This is a genomic window from Salmonella sp. 3C, assembly GCF_025426275.1.
GTDB lineage: Bacteria > Pseudomonadota > Gammaproteobacteria > Enterobacterales > Enterobacteriaceae > Salmonella > Salmonella enterica.
This window is the reverse complement of sequence record NZ_CP104858.1, coordinates 2,602,503-2,624,038: the sequence shown is the minus strand read 5'-3', so window position 1 is coordinate 2,624,038 and position 21,536 is coordinate 2,602,503. Positions and strand designations below refer to the sequence as shown.

General features: G+C 54.1%; 17 protein-coding genes and 1 pseudogene. 12 read left to right on the top strand and 6 right to left on the bottom strand.

The window, feature by feature from the left end; translation table 11 throughout:
• Window position 1: 1 nt before the first annotated feature.
• Window positions 2-1,504 carry an L-arabinose isomerase gene (gene araA / locus N7E69_RS12410; protein ID WP_000151704.1) on the top strand — a complete coding sequence of 501 codons (1,503 nt, stop codon included), beginning with the start codon at window positions 2-4 and terminating at the stop codon, window positions 1,502-1,504.
• 140 nt (window positions 1,505-1,644) lie between these two features.
• Window positions 1,645-2,340, top strand: coding sequence for an L-ribulose-5-phosphate 4-epimerase (araD, locus tag N7E69_RS12405; RefSeq protein WP_000888705.1), 696 nt, complete (start codon window positions 1,645-1,647; stop codon window positions 2,338-2,340).
• Between the two features lie 5 nt (window positions 2,341-2,345).
• Here the strand turns inward: araD and N7E69_RS12400 are convergent.
• Window positions 2,346-2,765 (bottom strand): annotated as a pseudogene (locus N7E69_RS12400) (DUF4751 family protein).
• Window positions 2,766-3,282: 517 nt separating this feature from the next.
• Between N7E69_RS12400 and N7E69_RS12395 the strand changes: the two are divergent.
• The 4 genes from N7E69_RS12395 (at window position 3,283) to rluA (ending at window position 10,049) form a co-directional block, all read left to right on the top strand.
• On the top strand, window positions 3,283-3,903 hold the full coding sequence (locus tag N7E69_RS12395; protein WP_000877512.1) for a YdcF family protein: 621 nt from the start codon (window positions 3,283-3,285) through the stop codon (window positions 3,901-3,903).
• A 43-nt stretch (window positions 3,904-3,946) separates the two neighbouring features.
• A complete protein-coding gene (gene polB, locus N7E69_RS12390; protein ID WP_000035716.1) occupies window positions 3,947-6,298 on the top strand; it encodes a DNA polymerase II in 2,352 nt (783 codons plus the stop codon).
• A gap of 173 nt (window positions 6,299-6,471) precedes the next feature.
• Complete coding sequence (gene rapA / locus N7E69_RS12385) at window positions 6,472-9,378, top strand: RNA polymerase-associated protein RapA (protein WP_001116966.1); 2,907 nt, start codon at window positions 6,472-6,474, stop codon at window positions 9,376-9,378.
• 11 nt (window positions 9,379-9,389) lie between these two features.
• Complete coding sequence (gene rluA / locus N7E69_RS12380) at window positions 9,390-10,049, top strand: bifunctional tRNA pseudouridine(32) synthase/23S rRNA pseudouridine(746) synthase RluA (protein ID WP_000525197.1); 660 nt, start codon at window positions 9,390-9,392, stop codon at window positions 10,047-10,049.
• Window positions 10,050-10,143: 94 nt separating this feature from the next.
• Here rluA and djlA read toward each other — a convergent pair whose 3' ends face one another.
• Window positions 10,144-10,956 carry a co-chaperone DjlA gene (gene djlA / locus N7E69_RS12375; protein WP_001200595.1) on the bottom strand — a complete coding sequence of 271 codons (813 nt, stop codon included), beginning with the start codon at window positions 10,954-10,956 and terminating at the stop codon, window positions 10,144-10,146.
• Between the two features lie 253 nt (window positions 10,957-11,209).
• Between djlA and lptD the strand changes: the two genes are divergently transcribed.
• The 6 genes from lptD to apaH are packed head-to-tail and all read left to right on the top strand — an operon-like array spanning window position 11,210 to window position 17,956.
• Entirely contained in the window at window positions 11,210-13,570 is a 2,361-nt protein-coding gene (lptD, locus tag N7E69_RS12370) for an LPS assembly protein LptD (RefSeq protein WP_000746117.1), read from the top strand.
• A gap of 53 nt (window positions 13,571-13,623) precedes the next feature.
• Window positions 13,624-14,910, top strand: a complete 1,287-nt coding sequence (gene surA, locus N7E69_RS12365; protein WP_000800482.1) for a peptidylprolyl isomerase SurA — start codon at window positions 13,624-13,626, stop codon at window positions 14,908-14,910.
• On the top strand, window positions 14,910-15,899 hold the full coding sequence (gene pdxA, locus N7E69_RS12360; RefSeq protein ID WP_000093001.1) for a 4-hydroxythreonine-4-phosphate dehydrogenase PdxA: 990 nt from the start codon (window positions 14,910-14,912) through the stop codon (window positions 15,897-15,899). The genes surA and pdxA overlap by 1 nt, the downstream gene beginning before the upstream one ends.
• Complete coding sequence (gene rsmA, locus N7E69_RS12355; RefSeq protein ID WP_001065397.1) at window positions 15,896-16,717, top strand: 16S rRNA (adenine(1518)-N(6)/adenine(1519)-N(6))-dimethyltransferase RsmA; 822 nt, start codon at window positions 15,896-15,898, stop codon at window positions 16,715-16,717. Before pdxA ends, rsmA begins: the two co-directional genes overlap by 4 nt.
• 2 nt (window positions 16,718-16,719) lie before the next feature.
• Window positions 16,720-17,097: a Co2+/Mg2+ efflux protein ApaG gene (gene apaG / locus N7E69_RS12350; protein ID WP_000610894.1), complete on the top strand. Its 378-nt coding sequence runs from the start codon at window positions 16,720-16,722 to the stop codon at window positions 17,095-17,097.
• 10 nt (window positions 17,098-17,107) lie between these two features.
• Window positions 17,108-17,956 carry a bis(5'-nucleosyl)-tetraphosphatase (symmetrical) ApaH gene (apaH, locus tag N7E69_RS12345; protein WP_000257211.1) on the top strand — a complete coding sequence of 283 codons (849 nt, stop codon included), beginning with the start codon at window positions 17,108-17,110 and terminating at the stop codon, window positions 17,954-17,956.
• A gap of 105 nt (window positions 17,957-18,061) precedes the next feature.
• On the opposite strand, the gene folA is transcribed toward apaH, so the two are convergent.
• The 4 genes from folA to N7E69_RS12325 all read right to left on the bottom strand — a co-directional run bounded on the left by folA (window position 18,062) and on the right by N7E69_RS12325 (window position 21,455).
• Window positions 18,062-18,541: a type 3 dihydrofolate reductase gene (gene folA, locus N7E69_RS12340; protein ID WP_000624379.1), complete on the bottom strand. Its 480-nt coding sequence runs from the start codon at window positions 18,539-18,541 to the stop codon at window positions 18,062-18,064.
• Window positions 18,542-18,739: 198 nt separating this feature from the next.
• Window positions 18,740-20,602, bottom strand: coding sequence for a glutathione-regulated potassium-efflux system protein KefC (gene kefC, locus N7E69_RS12335; protein WP_000377163.1), 1,863 nt, complete (start codon window positions 20,600-20,602; stop codon window positions 18,740-18,742).
• Window positions 20,595-21,125, bottom strand: a complete 531-nt coding sequence (gene kefF, locus N7E69_RS12330) for a glutathione-regulated potassium-efflux system oxidoreductase KefF (RefSeq protein ID WP_000600698.1) — start codon at window positions 21,123-21,125, stop codon at window positions 20,595-20,597. Before kefF ends, kefC begins: the two co-directional genes overlap by 8 nt.
• Window positions 21,126-21,224: 99 nt before the next feature.
• Complete coding sequence (locus N7E69_RS12325) at window positions 21,225-21,455, bottom strand: YgdI/YgdR family lipoprotein (protein WP_001172089.1); 231 nt, start codon at window positions 21,453-21,455, stop codon at window positions 21,225-21,227.
• Window positions 21,456-21,536: the final 81 nt, after the last annotated feature.

Here is a 21,536-nt window from a genome sequence, read left to right as displayed (position 1 = left end):
AATGACGATTTTTGATAATTATGAAGTATGGTTTGTGATTGGCAGCCAGCATTTGTATGGCGCAGAAACCCTGCGCCAGGTCACCCAACATGCCGAGCATGTGGTCAACGCGCTGAATACCGAAGCTAAACTGCCATGTAAACTGGTATTAAAACCGCTGGGCACCTCGCCGGATGAGATTACCGCCATTTGTCGTAACGCCAATTATGACGATCGCTGCGCGGGGCTGGTGGTCTGGCTGCACACCTTCTCCCCGGCCAAAATGTGGATCAACGGGCTGAGTATCCTTAACAAACCACTACTGCAATTCCATACCCAATTTAACGCCGCCCTGCCGTGGGACAGCATCGATATGGACTTTATGAACCTGAACCAGACTGCGCACGGCGGCCGCGAGTTCGGGTTTATCGGCGCGCGGATGCGCCAGCAGCACTCGGTCGTCACTGGCCACTGGCAGGATAAAGAGGCCCATACGCGTATCGGCGCCTGGATGCGCCAGGCGGTCTCTAAACAGGATACCCGCCAGCTAAAAGTCTGCCGCTTCGGCGACAATATGCGTGAAGTCGCAGTGACTGACGGTGATAAAGTGGCCGCGCAAATCAAATTTGGCTTTTCGGTCAATACCTGGGCGGTCGGCGATCTGGTGCAGGTGGTGAACGCAATTAGTGACGGCGATATCAACGCTCTGATTGACGAGTATGAAAGCAGCTATACCCTGACGCCCGCCACCCGGATCCACGGCGATAAACGCCAGAACGTGCGGGAAGCGGCGCGCATTGAACTCGGTATGAAGCGTTTCCTGGAACAGGGCGGATTCCACGCCTTTACGACGACATTTGAAGATTTGCACGGCCTGAAACAACTTCCGGGTCTGGCCGTACAGCGTCTGATGCAACAGGGCTACGGCTTTGCGGGCGAAGGCGACTGGAAAACCGCCGCTCTGCTTCGCATTATGAAAGTAATGTCAACCGGTCTGCAGGGCGGCACCTCATTTATGGAGGATTACACCTACCACTTCGAGAAAGGCAACGATCTGGTGCTCGGCTCGCACATGCTGGAAGTGTGTCCCTCCATCGCGGTGGAAGAGAAACCGATCCTCGACGTCCAGCACCTCGGCATTGGCGGCAAGGAAGATCCGGCGCGTTTGATTTTCAATACCCAAACCGGCCCGGCGATCGTCGCCAGCCTGATCGACCTCGGCGATCGTTACCGCCTGCTGGTCAACTGCATTGACACCGTAAAAACGCCGCACTCCCTGCCGAAACTGCCGGTGGCTAACGCGCTGTGGAGGGCGCAGCCGGATCTGCCGACCGCCTCCGAAGCATGGATTCTGGCTGGCGGCGCGCACCATACCGTCTTCAGCCACGCGCTGGATCTGAACGATATGCGCCAGTTTGCAGAAATACACGATATCGAAATCGCGGTGATTGATAACGATACCCGTCTGCCAGCCTTTAAGGACGCGCTGCGCTGGAACGAGGTGTATTACGGGTTCAAACGTTAATTGGTGAAACGAATTGCCCGGTGGCATTTCATTTACCGGGCCTACGGTCCTGTAGGCCGAATAAGGCATTTATGTCGCCATCCGGCACACCGTCGCTCGTAGGCCGGATAAGCGAAGCGCCATCCGGCAGGGAGAAAACAATGTTAGAAGATCTCAAACGCCAGGTACTGGAAGCCAATCTGGCGCTGCCAAAACACAACCTGGTCACCCTTACCTGGGGTAACGTCAGCGCCGTCAATCGCGAACGCGGCGTACTGGTGATTAAGCCGTCCGGAGTCGATTATAGCGTCATGACCGCTGACGATATGGTGGTGGTCAGCCTGGAGACCGGTGAAGTCGTTGAAGGTCATAAGAAACCGTCGTCCGATACGCCAACCCACCGTCTGTTGTACCAGGCATTTCCGACTATCGGCGGCATCGTACACACCCATTCGCGCCACGCGACTATCTGGGCGCAGGCGGGTCGGCCGATTCCGGCGACGGGAACCACCCATGCCGACTATTTCTACGGTACGATTCCCTGCACTCGCAAAATGACCGAGGCGGAAATTAATGGCGAGTATGAATGGGAAACGGGCAATGTCATTGTTGAAACCTTTGAAAAACAAGGTATTGACGCCGCTCAAATGCCCGGCGTGCTTGTCCATTCGCACGGCCCGTTTGCCTGGGGTAAAAATGCCGAGGATGCCGTGCATAACGCCATCGTGCTGGAAGAAGTGGCCTATATGGGGATCTTCTGCCGCCAGCTTGCGCCGCAGTTGCCCGACATGCAGCAATCCCTGCTGGATAAACACTATCTACGCAAACACGGCGCAAAAGCCTATTACGGGCAGTAATGCCTCTAAAAACGCGTCCCATGGGGGGCGCGTTGATGAATCTGGTCGGTGATATATTCAGCAAATGCGCTTTGATAGACGTAATGATCAGAACTCACATATTCAATAATATTATCATAATGTCCCTGCCACGCTTTTCCTTCCAGCGCATGGAAGAAAATATAATCTTCGATTGTTGACTACCAGCGTTGTCCATTTAACAGATAGTTAATAATGGTATCCCGATGTCCGTTTTTTCTGTCGTGTCCTTGCCAGTGAAAAAAAGCATTGCCGTTTTCAATAATCTCGGTGCGCCAAATCTGTTCTGTCCATGTTTTATACTCAAAAAATCGACTCACGGTTTTTATGGAAGGGTTAGCGCGTTGAGTATTGACGAAAAGATAACGGTCTCTCCCTACCAGACGCGCCTGCATACTCACATTCATAAAAGATCATTCCCGAATACCACAAATTTTGATAAAAACACCCGCACCCGAAAGTCAAAATAAAATTATATTCTAAAATAAAAATTAAATTATGCAGAGAGTTCCCGACGAATTCGCACTGTAATCCATTTTTATTTAACCATAGCGGCCAATTGGAATATTATATTTCTACCTGACGGTGCGGATGTTCCAAATGAAATTGTTACACTTTTCATTAAGTAAAACAAACAAAAAATATCGCTTTTTTGTTAATCCGAGAAATAAGTAACAGATTCGAACAAGCGCCTTTCTGAAAAATACTTAATGTATGAAAACAGACTTGACACAAAACGGCTAATACATGGGTAAAAACTGTAAATAAACATGATTCAAAATTAGCAGTTATAGGATAATTATATCTGCTGTATATACCGGCATCATTATATTGATAAATATACGTCAGCAAAAATATCTGACGCTAAAAGCCATTTTATCGTTAAAATATCCATTACACCCGTCACGGGGAACGAACTCATTCATGAAATATCGCTACATCATCAGAATCGCGGCAGGCATAATTCTCATTATGGCTACGGTGTTTATCCATAATGCCATCGCTATTTATCAGTTCAGTCAGCAAAACCAGACGCGCGTAGCTGACTGCGCGATTGTCGCAGGAGCAGGCGTTAGCGGAAAAACGCCTTCTCCCGTTTTTCAGGCCAGACTGGATCATGCCATCTGGCTTTACCAACAACACATTGTCCGCGCGTTGGTATTAACCGGCGGCTACGGCGCTGGCGCAACGGTTTCCGACGCGGCGATAGCCCGTCAATACGTTCTGGAAAAAGGCATTCCGGCTAAGGCGATTTTTATTGAAGAGCGCTCTACCGTGACGCGCGAAAATATTCGTTACGCAAAACAGATACTGCGACAACAACAATGGCGCACAGCGTTACTGGTCAGCGATCCGCTGCATATGCTGCGTCTGAAAACTATCGCTCAGGATAATGGTATCGATAGCCGCTCATCACCCACGCGATCCACCCGCTATAAATCCTGGTGGGCGCAAACCCGCTTCTTACTGCGAGAAACTTTTTATTACAGCGGATATCGGCTTTTACGTTATATGCCTGTACAAAATAACAGTATTACCCCCTAAAACAGGTTATAATTAGCGTGAATTTTTTAGACAGGTAATCATCGTGGCGCAGGCAGGTTTCATTTTAACCCGGCACTGGCGGGATACGCCGCAAGGAACGGAGGTCTCTTTCTGGCTGGCGACAGACAACGGCCCTGTGCAGGCGACGCTGGCGCCGCAAGAGTCCGTGGCGTTTATTCCGACCAGCCAGACCTCCCGCGCCGCCTCGCTGCTACAGGCGGAAAAAGACTATCGCCTGACGCCGCTCCAGCTGCGAGACTTTCATCGTCAGCCGGTCTCCGGTCTGTATTGCCGTACTCACCGCCAGCTTATGCGGATGGAGAAACTGCTGCGCGAAAACGGCGTCACCGTTTATGAAGCGGATGTCCGCCCGCCGGAACGTTACCTGATGGAACGTTTTATTACGTCGCCCGTTTGGGTAGACGGCGAGATGCGCAACGGCGTTATCCGCAATGCGCGTCTTAAACCCCACCCCGACTATCGACCGCCGCTAAAATGGGTCTCGCTGGATATCGAAACCACGCGACACGGCGAACTGTATTGCATTGGTCTGGAAGGCTGCGGCCAGCGTACCGTTTATATGCTGGGCCCGGCGAATGGCGATGACCGCCAACTGGACTTCGAGCTTGTGTATGTCGCCAGCCGCCCGCAGCTGCTGGAAAAACTCAACGCCTGGTTTGCCGAACATGATCCTGACGTCATCATCGGCTGGAACGTGGTGCAGTTCGACCTGCGTATGCTGCAAAAACATGCCGAACGCTACCGTATCCCTTTACGGCTGGGGCGAGACAATAGCGAACTGGAGTGGCGCGAACATGGCTTCAAAAACGGCGTTTTTTTCGCCCAGGCCAGAGGGCGAGTCATTATCGATGGTATCGACGCGCTTAAATCCGCGTTCTGGAATTTTTCGTCTTTTTCGCTGGAAGCCGTCTCGCAGGAACTGCTCGGCGAAGGAAAATCCATTGATAATCCCTGGGATCGTATGGATGAGATCGATCGCCGCTTTGCCCAGGATAAACCCGCCCTCGCCACCTACAACCTGAAAGACTGCGAGCTGGTCACGCGCATTTTCCATAAAACCGAGATCATGCCGTTTTTGCTGGAACGCGCGACGATCAACGGCCTGCCGGTCGATCGCCACGGCGGTTCGGTCGCCGCATTCGGGCATCTTTACTTTCCGCGAATGCACCGCGCCGGCTATGTCGCGCCCAATCTCGGCGAAGTGCCGCCGCTGGCAAGTCCCGGCGGCTACGTAATGGATTCACAACCCGGATTATACGATTCAGTACTGGTGCTGGATTATAAAAGCCTGTACCCGTCGATTATCCGCACGTTTTTGATTGATCCCGTCGGGCTGGTCGAAGGCATGGCGCAGCCGGATCCGGAACACAGTACCGAAGGTTTCCTTGACGCCTGGTTTTCACGAGAAAAGCACTGCCTGCCGGAAATTGTTAGCCAAATCTGGCACGGGCGCGATGAAGCCAAACGTCAGGGCAATAAACCGCTCTCGCAGGCGCTTAAAATCATTATGAACGCCTTTTATGGCGTACTCGGCACCACGGCCTGTCGCTTTTTCGATCCCCGTCTGGCGTCGTCAATCACCATGCGCGGTCATGCGATTATGCGCCAGACCAAAGCGCTGATTGAGGCGCAGGGTTATGACGTGATTTATGGCGATACCGATTCCACTTTCGTCTGGCTCCGGCGCGCGCATTCAGAAGCCGATGCGGCGGAAATCGGGCACAGGCTGGTGCGTCACGTGAACGAATGGTGGGCGCAGACGTTACAACAGCAAAATTTGACCAGCGCGCTGGAGCTGGAGTTTGAAACCCACTTTTGCCGTTTTCTGATGCCGACCATCCGCGGCGCGGATACTGGCAGTAAAAAACGCTACGCGGGCCTGATTCAGGAAGGCGACAGCCAGCGCATGGTATTTAAAGGTCTGGAAACGGTGCGGACCGACTGGACGCCGCTGGCGCAGCGCTTTCAACAGGAGCTGTATCTGCGCGTTTTTCGCAATGAACCTTATCAAGACTATGTGCGCGAGACTATCGATAAACTGATGGCGGGCGAACTGGACGCGCAGCTGGTTTATCGTAAGCGTCTGCGTCGCCCTTTACATGAGTACCAACGTAACGTTCCGCCGCACGTTCGCGCCGCCCGGCTGGCGGATGAACAAAACCTGAAGCAGGGTCGTCCGACGCAGTATCAGAATCGCGGCGCCATAAAATATGTCTGGACTGTTAACGGCCCCGAGCCCGTGGATTACCAGCAGTCGCCGCTGGATTACGAACACTATCTTACCCGCCAGCTACAACCCGTGGCGGAAGGAATTCTTCCCTTCGTTGAAGATAATTTTGCTACACTACTGACCGGGCAACTGGGGCTATTTTGACGCGTGACGAAAGCGCCGCCTTCCAGTACCATAGCGCCCTTTCCATTCCTGGACCTAATTAACGCCACTACCACATTAGCCTGGTAGCGGGGTCGTATACTCGCAATTATCCAGTGCTGTCGCCTGGGAATGGCGAGTAATGCCTGCAATTAAAGATATAGAGCCGAACACATATGCCTTTTACACTTGGTCAACGCTGGATCAGCGATACAGAAAGCGAGCTGGGACTTGGAACCGTTGTTGCGATGGATGCGCGAACCGTCACCTTACTTTTCCCGTCCACGGGGGAAAACCGCCTGTATGCGCGCAGTGATTCTCCCGTGACCCGCGTCATGTTCAACCCTGGCGATACGATTACAAGCCATGAAGGCTGGCAGCTACATATCGATGAAGTAAAAGAAGAAAATGGCCTGCTTGTTTATGTCGGCACCCGCCTGGATACCGAAGAGACCAATGTGACGTTGCGCGAGGTTCTGCTCGACAGCAAGTTGGTTTTCAGTAAGCCCCAGGATCGTCTGTTCGCCGGTCAAATTGATCGAATGGATCGGTTCGCGCTGCGCTATCGCGCCCGTAAATTTCAGAGCGAGCAGTACCGGATGCCGTACAGCGGCCTGCGCGGTCAGCGGACCAACCTGATCCCGCATCAGCTTAATATCGCTCATGATGTGGGTCGTCGCCACGCGCCACGCGTACTGCTGGCGGATGAAGTGGGCTTAGGTAAAACCATTGAAGCCGGGATGATTCTGCATCAACAGTTATTATCCGGCGCGGCGGAACGCGTATTGATCATTGTTCCGGAAACCCTGCAACACCAGTGGCTGGTAGAAATGCTGCGCCGTTTCAACCTGCGCTTCGCGCTGTTCGATGACGAACGCTATACCGAAGCGCAGCACGACGCGTATAACCCGTTTGAAACCGAACAACTGGTGATCTGCTCGCTGGATTTCGCCCGCCGTAATAAGCAGCGTCTGGAACATTTGTGCGACGCCGAGTGGGATCTGCTGGTGGTCGACGAAGCGCATCATCTGGTGTGGAGTACCGATGCGCCGAGTCGTGAATATATGGCCATCGAACAGTTAGCTGAACGCGTGCCGGGCGTGCTGCTGCTGACCGCCACGCCAGAACAGCTGGGGATGGAAAGCCATTTCGCCCGTCTGCGCCTGCTCGATCCGAACCGTTTCCACGATTTCGAACAGTTTGTCGAAGAACAGAAAAACTACCGTCCTGTCGCCGATGCGGTGGCCATGCTGCTGGCGGGCAATAAACTCAGCAACGACGAACTGAACAGGCTGGGCGATCTGATCGGCGAACAGGATATTGAACCGCTGTTGCAGGCCGCTAATAGCGATCGCGACGACGCGCAGGCCGCCCGTGATGAGCTGGTGTCGATGCTGATGGATCGCCACGGCACCAGCCGCGTTCTGTTCCGCAACACCCGTAACGGCGTCAAGGGGTTCCCGAAACGTGAACTGCATACGGTAAAACTGCCGCTGCCGACCCAGTATCAGACCGCCATTAAGGTCTCCGGCATTATGGGCGCGCGTAAAAGCGCGGAAGATCGCGCCCGCGATATGCTCTATCCGGAACAAATTTATCAGGAGTTCGAAGGCGATACTGGCACCTGGTGGAACTTCGACCCACGCGTTGAGTGGCTAATGGGCTATCTGACCAGCCATCGTTCGCAAAAAGTGCTGGTGATCTGCGCCAAAGCGACCACCGCGTTACAGCTGGAGCAGGTGCTGCGCGAACGCGAAGGCATCCGCGCCGCCGTGTTCCATGAGGGCATGTCGATTATCGAACGCGACCGCGCCGCCGCCTGGTTCGCCGAAGAAGATACCGGCGCGCAGGTGCTGTTATGTTCCGAAATCGGCTCCGAAGGACGTAACTTCCAGTTTGCCAGCAATCTGGTGATGTTCGACTTGCCGTTTAACCCGGATCTGCTGGAACAGCGTATTGGTCGTCTGGATCGCATCGGCCAGGCGCATGATATCCAGATCCACGTCCCGTACCTGGAAAAAACCGCCCAGTCGGTGCTGGTTCGCTGGTATCACGAAGGGCTGGACGCCTTTGAGCACACCTGTCCAACCGGCCGCGCGATTTATGATTCAGCCTACGCCAGTCTGATTAACTATCTGGCCGCGCCTGAAGAAACCGACGGGTTTGACGATCTGATCAAATCCTGCCGCGAGCAACATGAAGCGCTAAAAGCCCAGTTAGAACAGGGCCGCGACCGCCTGCTGGAGATCCACTCCAACGGTGGTGAAAAAGCCCAACAGCTTGCACAAAGCATTGAAGAACAGGACGACGACACCAACCTGATCGCGTTCGCCATGAACCTGTTCGATATCGTCGGCATTAACCAGGACGATCGCGGCGACAACCTGATCGTGCTGACGCCGTCCGACCACATGTTGGTGCCGGATTTCCCCGGCCTGCCGGAAGACGGCTGTACTATCACGTTTGAACGTGACGTAGCCCTGTCTCGCGAAGATGCGCAGTTTATTACCTGGGAACATCCGCTCATCCGTAACGGACTGGATCTGATCCTCTCCGGCGATACCGGCAGCAGCACCATTTCGCTGTTGAAAAATAAAGCGCTGCCAGTCGGCACGCTGCTGGTCGAACTGGTTTACGTCGTGGAAGCGCAGGCGCCGAAACAGCTACAACTGAACCGCTTCCTGCCGCCGACGCCGGTACGTATGCTGTTAGATAAAAACGGCAACAATCTGGCCGCCCAGGTCGAGTTTGAAACCTTCAACCGCCAGCTCAGCGCCGTGAATCGCCACACCGGCAGCAAACTGGTGAACGCCGTGCAACAGGACGTCCACGCCATTTTGCAACTGGGCGAGACGCAGATTGAAAAGTCCGCCAGAGCGCTGATTGATAACGCGCGTCGCGAGGCGGATGAAAAACTGTCCGGGGAACTGTCGCGTCTGGAAGCGCTGCGCGCCGTCAACCCGAACATTCGCGACGACGAACTTGCCGCTATTGACAGCAACCGTCAGCAGGTACTGGAAAGCCTGAATCAGGCAGGCTGGCGTCTGGACGCGCTGCGTCTTATCGTCGTCACGCACCAATAACGGAGCCGTACATGGGGATGGAAAACTACAATCCGCCGCAGGAACCCTGGCTGGTTATCCTGTATCAGGATGAGCACATTATGGTGGTCAATAAGCCCAGCGGCCTGTTGTCCGTGCCGGGGCGTCTGGAAGCGCACAAAGACAGCATTATGACGCGTATCCAGCGCGACTACCCGCAGGCAGAGTCGGTGCATCGTCTGGATATGGCCACCAGCGGCGTGATTGTAGTGGCGCTGACCAAAGCCGCGGAACGGGAGCTAAAACGCCAGTTCCGCGAACGGGAGCCGAAAAAGCAGTATGTGGCGCGCGTATGGGGGCATCCCTCCCCGGCGGAAGGACTGGTTGACTTACCGCTCATCTGCGACTGGCCGAACCGGCCAAAGCAGAAAGTGTGTTATGAAACCGGCAAACCGGCGCAAACGGAATATAACGTGGTGGAGTTTGCGGCGGATAATACCGCCCGCGTGGTGCTCAAGCCGATCACCGGACGTTCGCATCAGCTTCGTGTGCATATGCTGGCGTTAGGCCACCCGATTTTAGGCGATCGGTTTTACGCCTCGCCGGAAGCGTTGTCACTGGCGCCGCGTTTGCAGTTACACGCCGAAATGCTGACCATTACCCATCCCGCTTACGGCACCAACATGACGTTTAAAGTCCCGGCAGATTTTTAAATTCAGAGCCAATTTATGCCGGGGCGCTTCGCTTGCCCGGCCTACATTCATTAACGTAGGCCGGATAAGGCGCTAGCCGCATCCGGCAATTCAATCACTTGAAGCCTTTCTGTTCTTTGATTAGCTCATACGCTTTCTGAATTTCCTGCGCTTTTTGCTTCGCCATTTCCATCATTTCCGGCGGTAAACCTTTCGCGACCAGTTTGTCCGGATGATGCTCGCTCATCAGTTTGCGATAAGCGCGTTTAATGGTGGTTGCATCGTCGGTGGTTTTAACCCCCAGCACATTACAGGCATCTTCCAGCGTCGGGCCGCGCTGCGCCTGCTGCCAGCCGCCGCCGGACTGTTGATGATAACCGCCGCCAAACTGCGCGCCGCCCTGCATCATGCGCAGAAACTGATCGAACTGTACGCGGGAAATACCTAGCTCTTCCGCAATCACATACAGCACTTCCCGCTCATTAGGGTGTAGCGAGCCATCGGCAAACGCCGCCTGGATCTGAATTTCCAGAAACATCCGGATCAGATCAAAACGCCCGAAGCAGACGCTACGAAACTGCCGCATCTTTTCACGTAATGGGTAATTATCCGCTTTTCCGACCCGAAAGGCGTTCTGCGCGGCAGTACGTGAATCGCCGTGTAAATTCATACGATCCATCAACTGACTGGCGATATGAATATCCGCTTCCGTCACCCGTCCTTTTGATTTGGTTAAGTGGCCCATCACCTCAAAGGTGGTGGCAAAAAACAGCGCCTGCCGTTCCCGCTGGTTGGCAAACCACGCCATTTTTCGGCTGCGGGCTTTGTCGAACATATGGCCCACCAGCAGACCCAGGACCACGCCCCAAAAGCCGCCGCCCATCATCAGGGCTACGGCGACGCCAATTATCTTTCCCCAGTACTGCATAGACTCCCCAAAACGTTACGCTATCGGTGAGGCTATCTCCCACAAAATAAGGTGCTTTTCTGCGAATGAAGGCTACGGTCAATTGTGGGACATCGCCTATAATTTGCATTATCATACCTGTCATTCAATGCCGTGCCTAACACCACAGACGCTAAACGGCAGGATTAACACTGGCGCAGCGAAGATGAGTAAGTTAGGCTGTGACCGTTTGTCACGCGCAACGCTACCGATGATGGAACAATAAATACAACGTATGAAAAAACGTATTCCCACTCTTCTGGCCACCATGATCGCCAGCGCCCTTTATAGTCATCAGGGGCTGGCAGCCGATCTCGCCTCACAGTGTATGTTGGGCGTGCCGAGCTACGATCGTCCTCTGGTAAAAGGCGATACCAACGATCTGCCGGTTACTATCAATGCCGATAACGCTAAAGGTAACTACCCGGACGATGCCGTTTTTACCGGCAACGTGGACATTATGCAGGGGAATAGCCGCCTGCAAGCGGATGAAGTGCAGCTTCATCAGAAGCAGGCGGAAGGTCAGCCGGAACCTGTACGCACCGTCGATGCGCTGGGTAATGTGCATTATGATGATAATCAGGTCATCCTTAAAGGGCCGAAGGGCTGGGCGAACCTGAACACCAAAGACACGAACGTCTGGGAAGGCGATTACCAGATGGTGGGCCGTCAGGGGCGCGGTAAAGCCGATCTCATGAAGCAGCGCGGCGAAAACCGTTATACCATTCTGGAAAACGGCAGCTTTACCTCCTGTCTGCCTGGCTCCGATACCTGGAGCGTGGTGGGGAGTGAAGTCATCCATGACCGTGAAGAACAGGTTGCGGAGATCTGGAACGCCCGGTTTAAAGTAGGTCCGGTTCCGATCTTTTATAGCCCCTATTTACAGCTACCCGTCGGTGACAAACGTCGCTCAGGTTTCCTGATCCCGAACGCGAAATACACGACCAAGAACTATTTCGAGTTCTACTTACCGTATTACTGGAACATCGCGCCCAATATGGACGCCACCATCACCCCGCACTATATGCACCGCCGCGGCAATATTATGTGGGAGAACGAATTCCGTTATCTCACGCAGGCAGGCGCCGGGTTGATGGAATTAGATTATCTGCCTTCTGATAAAGTCTACGAGGACGATCATCCCAAAGAGGGCGATAAGCACCGCTGGTTATTCTACTGGCAGCACTCAGGCGTGATGGATCAGGTGTGGCGTTTTAACGTCGATTACACCAAAGTCAGCGACTCCAGCTACTTTAACGATTTCGACAGTAAGTACGGTTCCAGTACCGACGGTTACGCAACGCAGAAATTCAGCGTCGGCTACGCCGTACAAAACTTTGACGCTACGGTGTCGACCAAACAATTCCAGGTCTTTAACGATCAAAACACCAGCAGCTATTCAGCGGAGCCGCAGTTAGACGTTAACTACTACCATAACGATCTCGGCCCGTTTGATACCCGGATTTACGGCCAGGCGGTGCACTTTGTTAACACCAAAGACAATATGCCGGAAGCAACCCGCGTCCACCTGGAGCCAACCATCAATTTGCCGCTCTCCAACCGCTGGGGCAGCCTGAACACCGAAGCGAAGCTGATGGCGACGCACTATCAGCAAACGAATCTGGACAGCTATAACAGCGATCCAAACAATAAAAATAAGCTGGAAGATTCGGTTAACCGCGTCATGCCGCAGTTTAAAGTCGACGGTAAGCTCATCTTCGAACGCGATATGGCGATGCTGGCGCCGGGGTATACCCAGACGCTGGAACCACGCGTGCAGTACCTGTATGTGCCGTACCGCGACCAGAGCGGCATCTATAACTACGATTCTTCTTTGCTGCAATCCGACTATAACGGCCTGTTCCGCGACCGCACTTATGGCGGTCTCGACCGTATTGCTTCCGCCAACCAGGTCACGACCGGCGTCACAACACGCATTTATGATGATGCCGCCGTTGAACGTTTTAACGTTTCTGTTGGTCAAATCTACTATTTCACGGAGTCTCGCACCGGCGATGACAACATTAAATGGGAGAATGACGACAAAACCGGTTCGCTGGTTTGGGCAGGCGACACTTACTGGCGTATTTCAGAACGCTGGGGGCTGCGTAGCGGAGTGCAGTACGATACCCGTCTGGATAGCGTCGCTACCAGCAGCAGCAGCCTCGAATACCGTCGGGATCAGGATCGTCTGGTACAGTTGAACTACCGCTATGCCAGCCCGGAATATATTCAGGCTACGTCGCCTTCGTATTATTCCACGGCAGAGCAGTATAAAAACGGCATCAACCAGGTGGGCGCGGTGGCAAGTTGGCCGATTGCCGATCGCTGGTCGATTGTCGGCGCGTACTACTTCGATACCAATTCGAGCAAACCTGCAGACCAGATGCTCGGCTTGCAGTACAACTCTTGCTGCTATGCGATCCGCGTCGGATACGAACGTAAGCTGAACGGTTGGGATAACGATAAACAACACGCGATTTATGATAACGCGATTGGCTTCAACATTGAGCTGCGCGGTTTGAGCTCTAACTACGGCCTCGGCACGCAAGAAATGTTGCGTTCGAACATTCTGCCGTACCAAAGCTCTATGTAATCTGATTGATTTACAACGTAATCCGCATTGCGGTTAATTGAAATGGAAAAAGTATGAAGAACTGGAAAACGCTGCTTCTCGGTATCGCCATGATCGCGAATACCAGTTTCGCTGCCCCCCAGGTAGTCGATAAAGTCGCAGCCGTCGTCAATAATGGCGTCGTGCTGGAAAGCGACGTTGATGGCTTAATGCAATCAGTCAAACTCAACGCGGGTCAGGCAGGTCAGCAGCTTCCGGACGACGCCACGCTGCGTCACCAGATCCTGGAACGTTTGATTATGGATCAAATTATCCTGCAGATGGGTCAGAAGATGGGGGTGAAGATCACGGATGAGCAGTTGGATCAGGCCATCGCCAACATCGCCAAACAAAACAATATGACGATGGATCAGATGCGCAGCCGTCTGGCTTACGATGGGCTGAACTATTCAACCTACCGTAACCAGATTCGTAAAGAGATGATTATCTCTGAAGTGCGCAACAACGAGGTTCGTCGCCGTATCACCGTTTTGCCGCAAGAAGTTGACGCGCTGGCAAAACAGATTGGCACCCAAAACGACGCCAGCACCGAGCTGAACCTGAGCCATATCCTGATTGCTCTGCCGGAAAACCCAACCTCCGAGCAGGTTAACGACGCACAGCGCCAGGCGGAAAGCATTGTTGAAGAAGCGCGTAACGGCGCAGATTTCGGCAAACTGGCGATTACCTACTCTGCCGACCAGCAGGCGTTAAAAGGCGGTCAGATGGGCTGGGGCCGTATCCAGGAGCTGCCGGGGATTTTCGCCCAGGCGCTGAGCACCGCGAAGAAAGGCGACATTGTCGGCCCGATTCGCTCCGGCGTCGGTTTCCACATTCTGAAAGTAAACGACCTGCGCGGTCAGAGCCAGAGTATCTCCGTGACCGAAGTTCACGCTCGTCATATTCTGCTTAAGCCGTCGCCGATCATGAACGATCAGCAGGCGCGCCTGAAGCTGGAAGAAATCGCGGCTGACATTAAGAGTGGTAAAACCACATTTGCCGCTGCGGCGAAAGAGTACTCTCAGGACCCGGGCTCCGCTAACCAGGGCGGTGATTTGGGTTGGGCTACGCCAGATATTTTCGATCCGGCGTTCCGCGACGCGCTGACGAAGCTGCATAAAGGCCAAATAAGCGCGCCGGTACACTCCTCTTTCGGCTGGCATCTGATCGAATTGCTGGATACGCGTAAGGTAGACAAAACCGATGCGGCGCAGAAAGATCGCGCTTATCGTATGCTGATGAACCGTAAGTTCTCAGAAGAAGCGGCGACCTGGATGCAAGAACAGCGCGCCAGCGCTTACGTTAAGATTTTGAGTAACTAATGAGCAGTGCGCAACGCGTTGTTATCACTCCCGGCGAACCCGCCGGGATTGGCCCCGATCTTGTCGTCCAACTGGCGCAACGCGCGTGGCCGATTGAACTGGTCGTCTGTGCGGACGGCGCGCTCCTGACGGAGCGGGCCGCCATGCTCGGCCTGCCCCTCTCGCTTCTCCCTTACTCGCCTGATGTCCCCGCTGCGCCGCAGCCCGCGGGAACGCTGACCCTATTGCCGGTCTCGCTGCGCGCGCCTGCCATCCCCGGTCAGTTGACGGTAGAAAATGGCCCCTACGTGGTAGAGACGCTGGCGCGAGCGTGTGATGGCTGTCTGAACGGTGAATTTGCCGCGCTGATCACAGGCCCCGTGCACAAAGGCGTTATTAACGACGCAGGCATTCCGTTTACCGGTCATACCGAGTTTTTCGAAGAGCGTTCGCAGGCGAAAAAAGTCGTGATGATGCTGGCAACCGAAGAACTTCGCGTGGCGCTGGCGACCACGCATCTGCCGCTACGGGCGATTGCAGACGCCATCACCCCTGCGCTTTTGCACGAAGTGATTGCTATTTTGCATCACGATTTGCGGACCAAATTTGGTATTGCCGAACCGCGCATTCTTGTCTGTGGCCTGAATCCGCACGCGGGCGAAGGCGGTCATATGGGCACGGAAGAGATAGACACCATCATTCCGGTGCTCGACGAGCTGCGGGCGCAGGGGATGAAACTCAACGGGCCGCTACCTGCTGATACGCTGTTTCAGCCCAAATATCTCGATAATGCCGACGCGGTGCTGGCAATGTACCACGATCAGGGCCTGCCCGTGCTAAAATACCAGGGATTCGGTCGGGGAGTGAATATTACGCTCGGCCTACCTTTTATTCGAACCTCCGTTGACCACGGCACCGCGCTTGAACTGGCGGGCCGTGGAAAAGCGGATGTCGGCAGTTTTATTACGGCGCTTAATCTCGCCATCAAAATGATTGTTAATACCCAATGAATAATCGAGTCCATCAGGGCCATTTAGCCCGTAAACGCTTCGGGCAAAACTTTCTCAACGATCGGTTTGTGATCGACAGTATTGTTTCTGCTATTAATCCGCAAAAAGGCCAAGCGATGGTTGAAATCGGCCCCGGTCTGGCGGCGCTGACGGAGCCGGTCGGCGAACGACTGGATAAGCTCACGGTCATTGAACTTGACCGCGATCTGGCGGCGCGTTTGCAAACCCATCCGTTTTTAGGGCCGAAGCTGACTATTTATCAGCAGGACGCCATGACCATGAACTTTGGCGAACTGTCTGCGCAGTTGGGCCAACCGCTGCGTGTGTTCGGCAATCTGCCCTATAATATCTCCACCCCGCTGATGTTCCATCTCTTTAGCTATACTGATGCCATTGCCGACATGCACTTTATGTTGCAAAAAGAAGTGGTAAATCGTCTGGTTGCAGGGCCGAACAGCAAAGCGTATGGTCGTTTAAGCGTGATGGCGCAATATTACTGTCAGGTGATCCCGGTGCTTGAAGTGCCGCCATCCGCCTTCACGCCGCCGCCCAAAGTGGACTCCGCCGTGGTGCGTCTGGTTCCACACGCAACGATGCCTTACCCGGTTAAAGATATTCGCGTGTTGAGCCGTATTACCACCGAGGCCTTTAACCAGCGCCGTAAAACGATCCGTAATAGTCTCGGCAATCTTTTTAGCGTTGAGACGTTGACGGAAATGGGTATTGACCCGGCAATGCGCGCGGAAAATATCTCTGTCGCGCAGTACTGCCAGATGGCCAACTATCTGTCGGAAAACGCGCCTTTGAAGGAGAGTTAAACATGATCAATTCGCCCAGAGTGTGTATTCAGGTGCAAAGCGTCTACATTGAGGCGCAATCCTCACCTGACGATGAACGTTACGTTTTTGCCTATACCGTAACCATCCGCAATCTGGGCCGGGCGCCAGTGCAGCTATTGGGCCGCTACTGGCTGATTACCAATGGTCATGGCCGTGAAACCGAAGTCCAGGGCGAAGGTGTGGTTGGCGTCCAGCCGCGCATTGCGCCTGGCGAAGAGTATCAGTACACCAGCGGCGCGGTAATTGAAACGCCGCTGGGCACCATGCAGGGTCATTACGAAATGATCGATGAAAATGGCGACGCCTTTACCATCGACATTCCCGTGTTTCGACTCGCCGTCCCTACACTCATTCACTAAAATTATAACAATGGCAACTTATCTCATCGGCGACGTTCACGGTTGCTACGACGAACTGATCGCCTTATTACAGCAAGTGGAATTTACGCCAGATACAGACACTCTATGGCTGACTGGCGATTTGGTCGCCCGCGGTCCCGGTTCGCTGGACGTGTTACGCTACGTCAAATCACTTGGCAATAGCGTGCGTTTGGTGCTGGGGAATCACGATTTACACCTGTTGGCCGTATTCGCCGGGATTAGCCGCAACAAACCTAAAGACCGGCTGACCCCGCTTCTTGAAGCGCCGGACGCCGATGAGCTGTTGAATTGGTTACGCCGTCAGCCGCTGTTGCAGGTAGATGAAGAGAAAAAGCTGGTCATGGCGCATGCGGGTATTACCCCGCAGTGGGATTTGCAGACGGCAAAAGAGTGCGCCCGCGATGTTGAAGCGGTGCTGTCGAGCGACTCGTATCCGTTTTTCCTCGACGCGATGTATGGCGATATGCCGAATAACTGGTCGCCGGAGTTAAGCGGTCTGGCGCGGCTACGCTTTATTACTAATGCCTTTACCCGTATGCGTTACTGCTTTCCTAACGGTCAACTGGATATGTACAGCAAAGCGTCGCCGGAAAATGCCCCTGCGCCGCTGAAGCCGTGGTTCGCCATTCCGGGGCCGGTGAGCGAGGCTTACAGTATTGCGTTCGGGCACTGGGCGTCGCTGGAAGGGAAAGGGACGCCGGAAGGTATTTACGCGCTGGATACCGGCTGCTGCTGGGGCGGGGAGTTGACCTGTTTACGCTGGGAAGATAAACAGTATTTTGTGCAGCCGTCAAACCGCCAGATGGATATGGGCGAAGGCGAAGCGGTCAACGCCTGATAGATTTATGCCTGATGGCGCTACGCTTATCAGGCCTACATCCGGCTACATCTGGCTCAAGAGTAGGCCGGATAAGGCGTTTCGCCGCCATCCGGCACTACAGCGTTAACGACGTTCCAGAATCTCGAAACAATAGCTGTGAGAATTCTGCGCGTCGGCATCGTGAAACTCACTGAATACCGATTCCCAGTCATCCGGTTCATAATCCGGAAAATGGGTATCGCCTTCGACTTCCGCATCAATATGCGTCAGATAAAGCTTCTGCGCCTTTGGCAGGAACTGCTCGTACACGCGCCCGCCGCCAATGACCATAATTTCCGGCGCATCGCCGCAAGCGGCAATCGCCTCATCGACAGACTTCACCCACTGCACGCGATCGTCGGTGCCTGGCTGGCTGCTGATAACAATATTTTTACGTCCCGGTAAGGGGCGTCCGATGGACTCCCAGGTGTGACGTCCCATGACGACAGGTTTATTTAACGTGTTACGTTTAAACCAGGCGAGATCGGCAGGCAGGTTCCACGGCATGGCGTTTTCCATACCGATGACGCGATCCACCGCTAACGCCGCAATCAGACTGATCATTAATTATTTCCTGATACAAAAAAAATTGCCGCCACTATACGTAAAGCGCAATCTTTCGTCGACTGACGAAAAGAGGATGAGCACGAAAATTTTTCGTTCTGCTGGCGACGCCACTCATTTGATGTGGAGCGCCAGCATTACAGTAGTTCAAAAACAGCCAATTAGCAGTAAAGTTTGCAGAACATCACATTTTTTACTTTAGATTGACGGTTTGACCTCGGGTTCATCAGCGGCCTCCCCGGAATGTTTGCCCTCAGCCGTTCCCTGCCAGCCGTGGCGCTGAATCAACGACAGATGCTCCCGGTCCTCGGTAATAATTTCGCTCAACATCGCGCTGGTACGTTTATAGGCGGCGGCGCGAGATAACGGATCGTTTTCCCCTTTCGCCATCTCTTCCACCATCCGGGTATTAAAATGACGGAACAGATCCGCGCGCTCGCGGGCTTCATAACGCCCCAGCCCCAGCGCTTCCAGCGCCTGTCGCCCGCTTTTGAGCGCGCCTTCGAAGGTTTCACGTTCTGGCATCGCCACACCAGCCTGGCGCAGGCGAATGTAATGATCGACATCACGGGCGCGGGCGATAATCTGCAGATGCGGGAAATGCGACTTCACCAGTTCACTCAGTTGCAAATTGGTTTGCGGATCGTCAATGGCGTTAATCAATACCTCCGCCTTCGCCGCTCCGGCAGATTCCAGTAAATCCATACGCGTCGCATCGCCATAAAAAACCTTCATGCCGAATTTACGCAGCGTTTCGATATGATCGGGGTCGTGATCGAGCACCACCATCTTCACCCCGCTCGACAGCAGCAAACGCCCGGCTATCTGCCCAAATCGTCCAAACCCGGCCACAATAACCCGCGGTTGCTCTTCGTCGATTTCATCCGCCTCGCGCGCTTCCCCCGTCGCGGTCTTCTCCATGCGCGTCAGCAGCACCAGAAAAATCGGCGTTGCCGCCATCGACAGCGCGACCGCCAGCGTCAGCGCTTTTGCCCATTCCGGCTCAAGTACATCCGCCATTTGCGCCGCGCCAAAAACCACAAACGCAAACTCACTTCCCTGGCCTAATAAGACGGCAAACCAGCGACGCTGTTTTGCCGGTACGCCCAGCGGCCTCGCGACCAGCCACAGCATGACGATTTTGATTGCCAGAAAACCGGCCAACAACAGCAGAATGCGCAGCGGATTCTCCACCAGCGTGCCGAAATCAATCGACATGCCGACGCCAATAAAGAACAGCCCCAGCAGCAGCCCCTTAAAGGGTTCAATATCGCTTTCCAGCGCATGACGATATTCCGAACTCGCCAGCAGAACGCCCGCCAGGAACGCGCCCATCGCCATTGACAGCCCAACCTCTTCCAGCAACAGGCCGAAACCAAACACCAGAAATAGCGCCACGGCGCTGAACACTTCCCGCAAACCAGAACGCGCGACAAAGCGCAGCGCCGGGCGCGTAACGTAGCGTCCCAGCAACACCACCAGCGCCAACGCGCCTGCGACTTTCAACGCCGATAGCGCAAACGCGCCAAGCGTGGTGGATGCGCCGCTGGCGGCCAGCAGCGGAATCATCGCCACCAGCGGGATCGCCGCGATATCCTGGAACAAGAGCACTGCAAATGCGCTACGCCCTACTTGTGAAACGGTCAGGTTACGCTCATTCATTGCCTGCATGGCGATAGCCGTGGACGAAAGCGCCAGCGTCATGCCAATCAGTTCCGCCACCTGCCAACGCAGGCCAAGAAACATACAGAACAGACCAATCAGTCCGCCGCAGACCACCATCTGTAACGCGCCGCCGCCAAATACCGAGGCGCGCAGCTTCCATAACCGTTGCGGGTCCAGTTCAAGCCCAATAACAAACAACATCAGCACGACGCCGATTTCCGCAAAATGCAGAATAGATTCGGCGTCCGTTACCAGCCGTAGCCCCCAGGGGCCGATAATGCAACCCGCAATCAGATACCCCAGCACCGATCCTAAGCCCAAACGTACCGCAATCGGCACAATCAACGCCGCCGAACCAAGATAGATCAGCGCCTGCAGTAGAGTATGGCTATCCATGATTCACCTCCTGCCATGCCAGTAAACGCTGTTTATACTGACGCGCCTGCGCCTGTAAGGTGTCGTCATCGCAAATGAACGTGCAGTGCATGGAAAACGGCGGCAGCCATTTGAGGCCGCAATAGAGCGCCGTCGCCTGTAGCGGCTGAGAAAGGACGTCAAATCCCGGATGTGAACCGATAGTAAAATGGTTTTCACCACCGCCGGTCGTTACCGCCCACAGCAGATGTTTACCGTGCAATGCCGTACCGCCATGACCGTAAGCCCAGCCGTGGGTGAGGACTTTATCCATCCATAATTTGAGTAAAGGAGGGACGCTATACCACTGCATCGGATGCTGCCAGACGATAAGACTCGCGCGCGACAGCGCCTCCTGTTCGGCGGCAACGTCAATATTGAAATCGGGATAGAGGTGATAAAGCGAACGTATTTCGACGTTTTCCAGCGTCCCTGCCTGTTCAAGCATCTGCTTATTCGCATGAGAATGATGCGGATACGGATGCGCATAAATAATGAGGATCATGATTAGCCTGTGATGATCTGTTTTTTATCACAAAGTGTAGTGACAAATTCGCCAGGCTAATAGTGAATATTATTGAGCGGCTAACCAGAAAAAATTTAATTAATTATCCAGCTCGCTCATATTTTTCAGCTGATCGCGGTTAATCTGTTCGGTTTTCCCGGTGGCGGCGTTTTTGTAAGACACCATACCGGTATCGTTATCGACCTCGGGTTTCCCGTCGGTGACAATAGTTTTGCCATCCGTGGTTTCAACCGCCTGGTTAGAAGAGCATCCTGCGACGGTGAATAGTGTTGCTGCGGTAAACAGTGCGGTCATAAGACGTTTTTGCATGGTGTTCTCCCTGCTTTTCAGTTGTTTTAGCATGTGACTGTTAACTGTAGCGTTATTGGCGAAAAGCAGGGAGAAATGCAG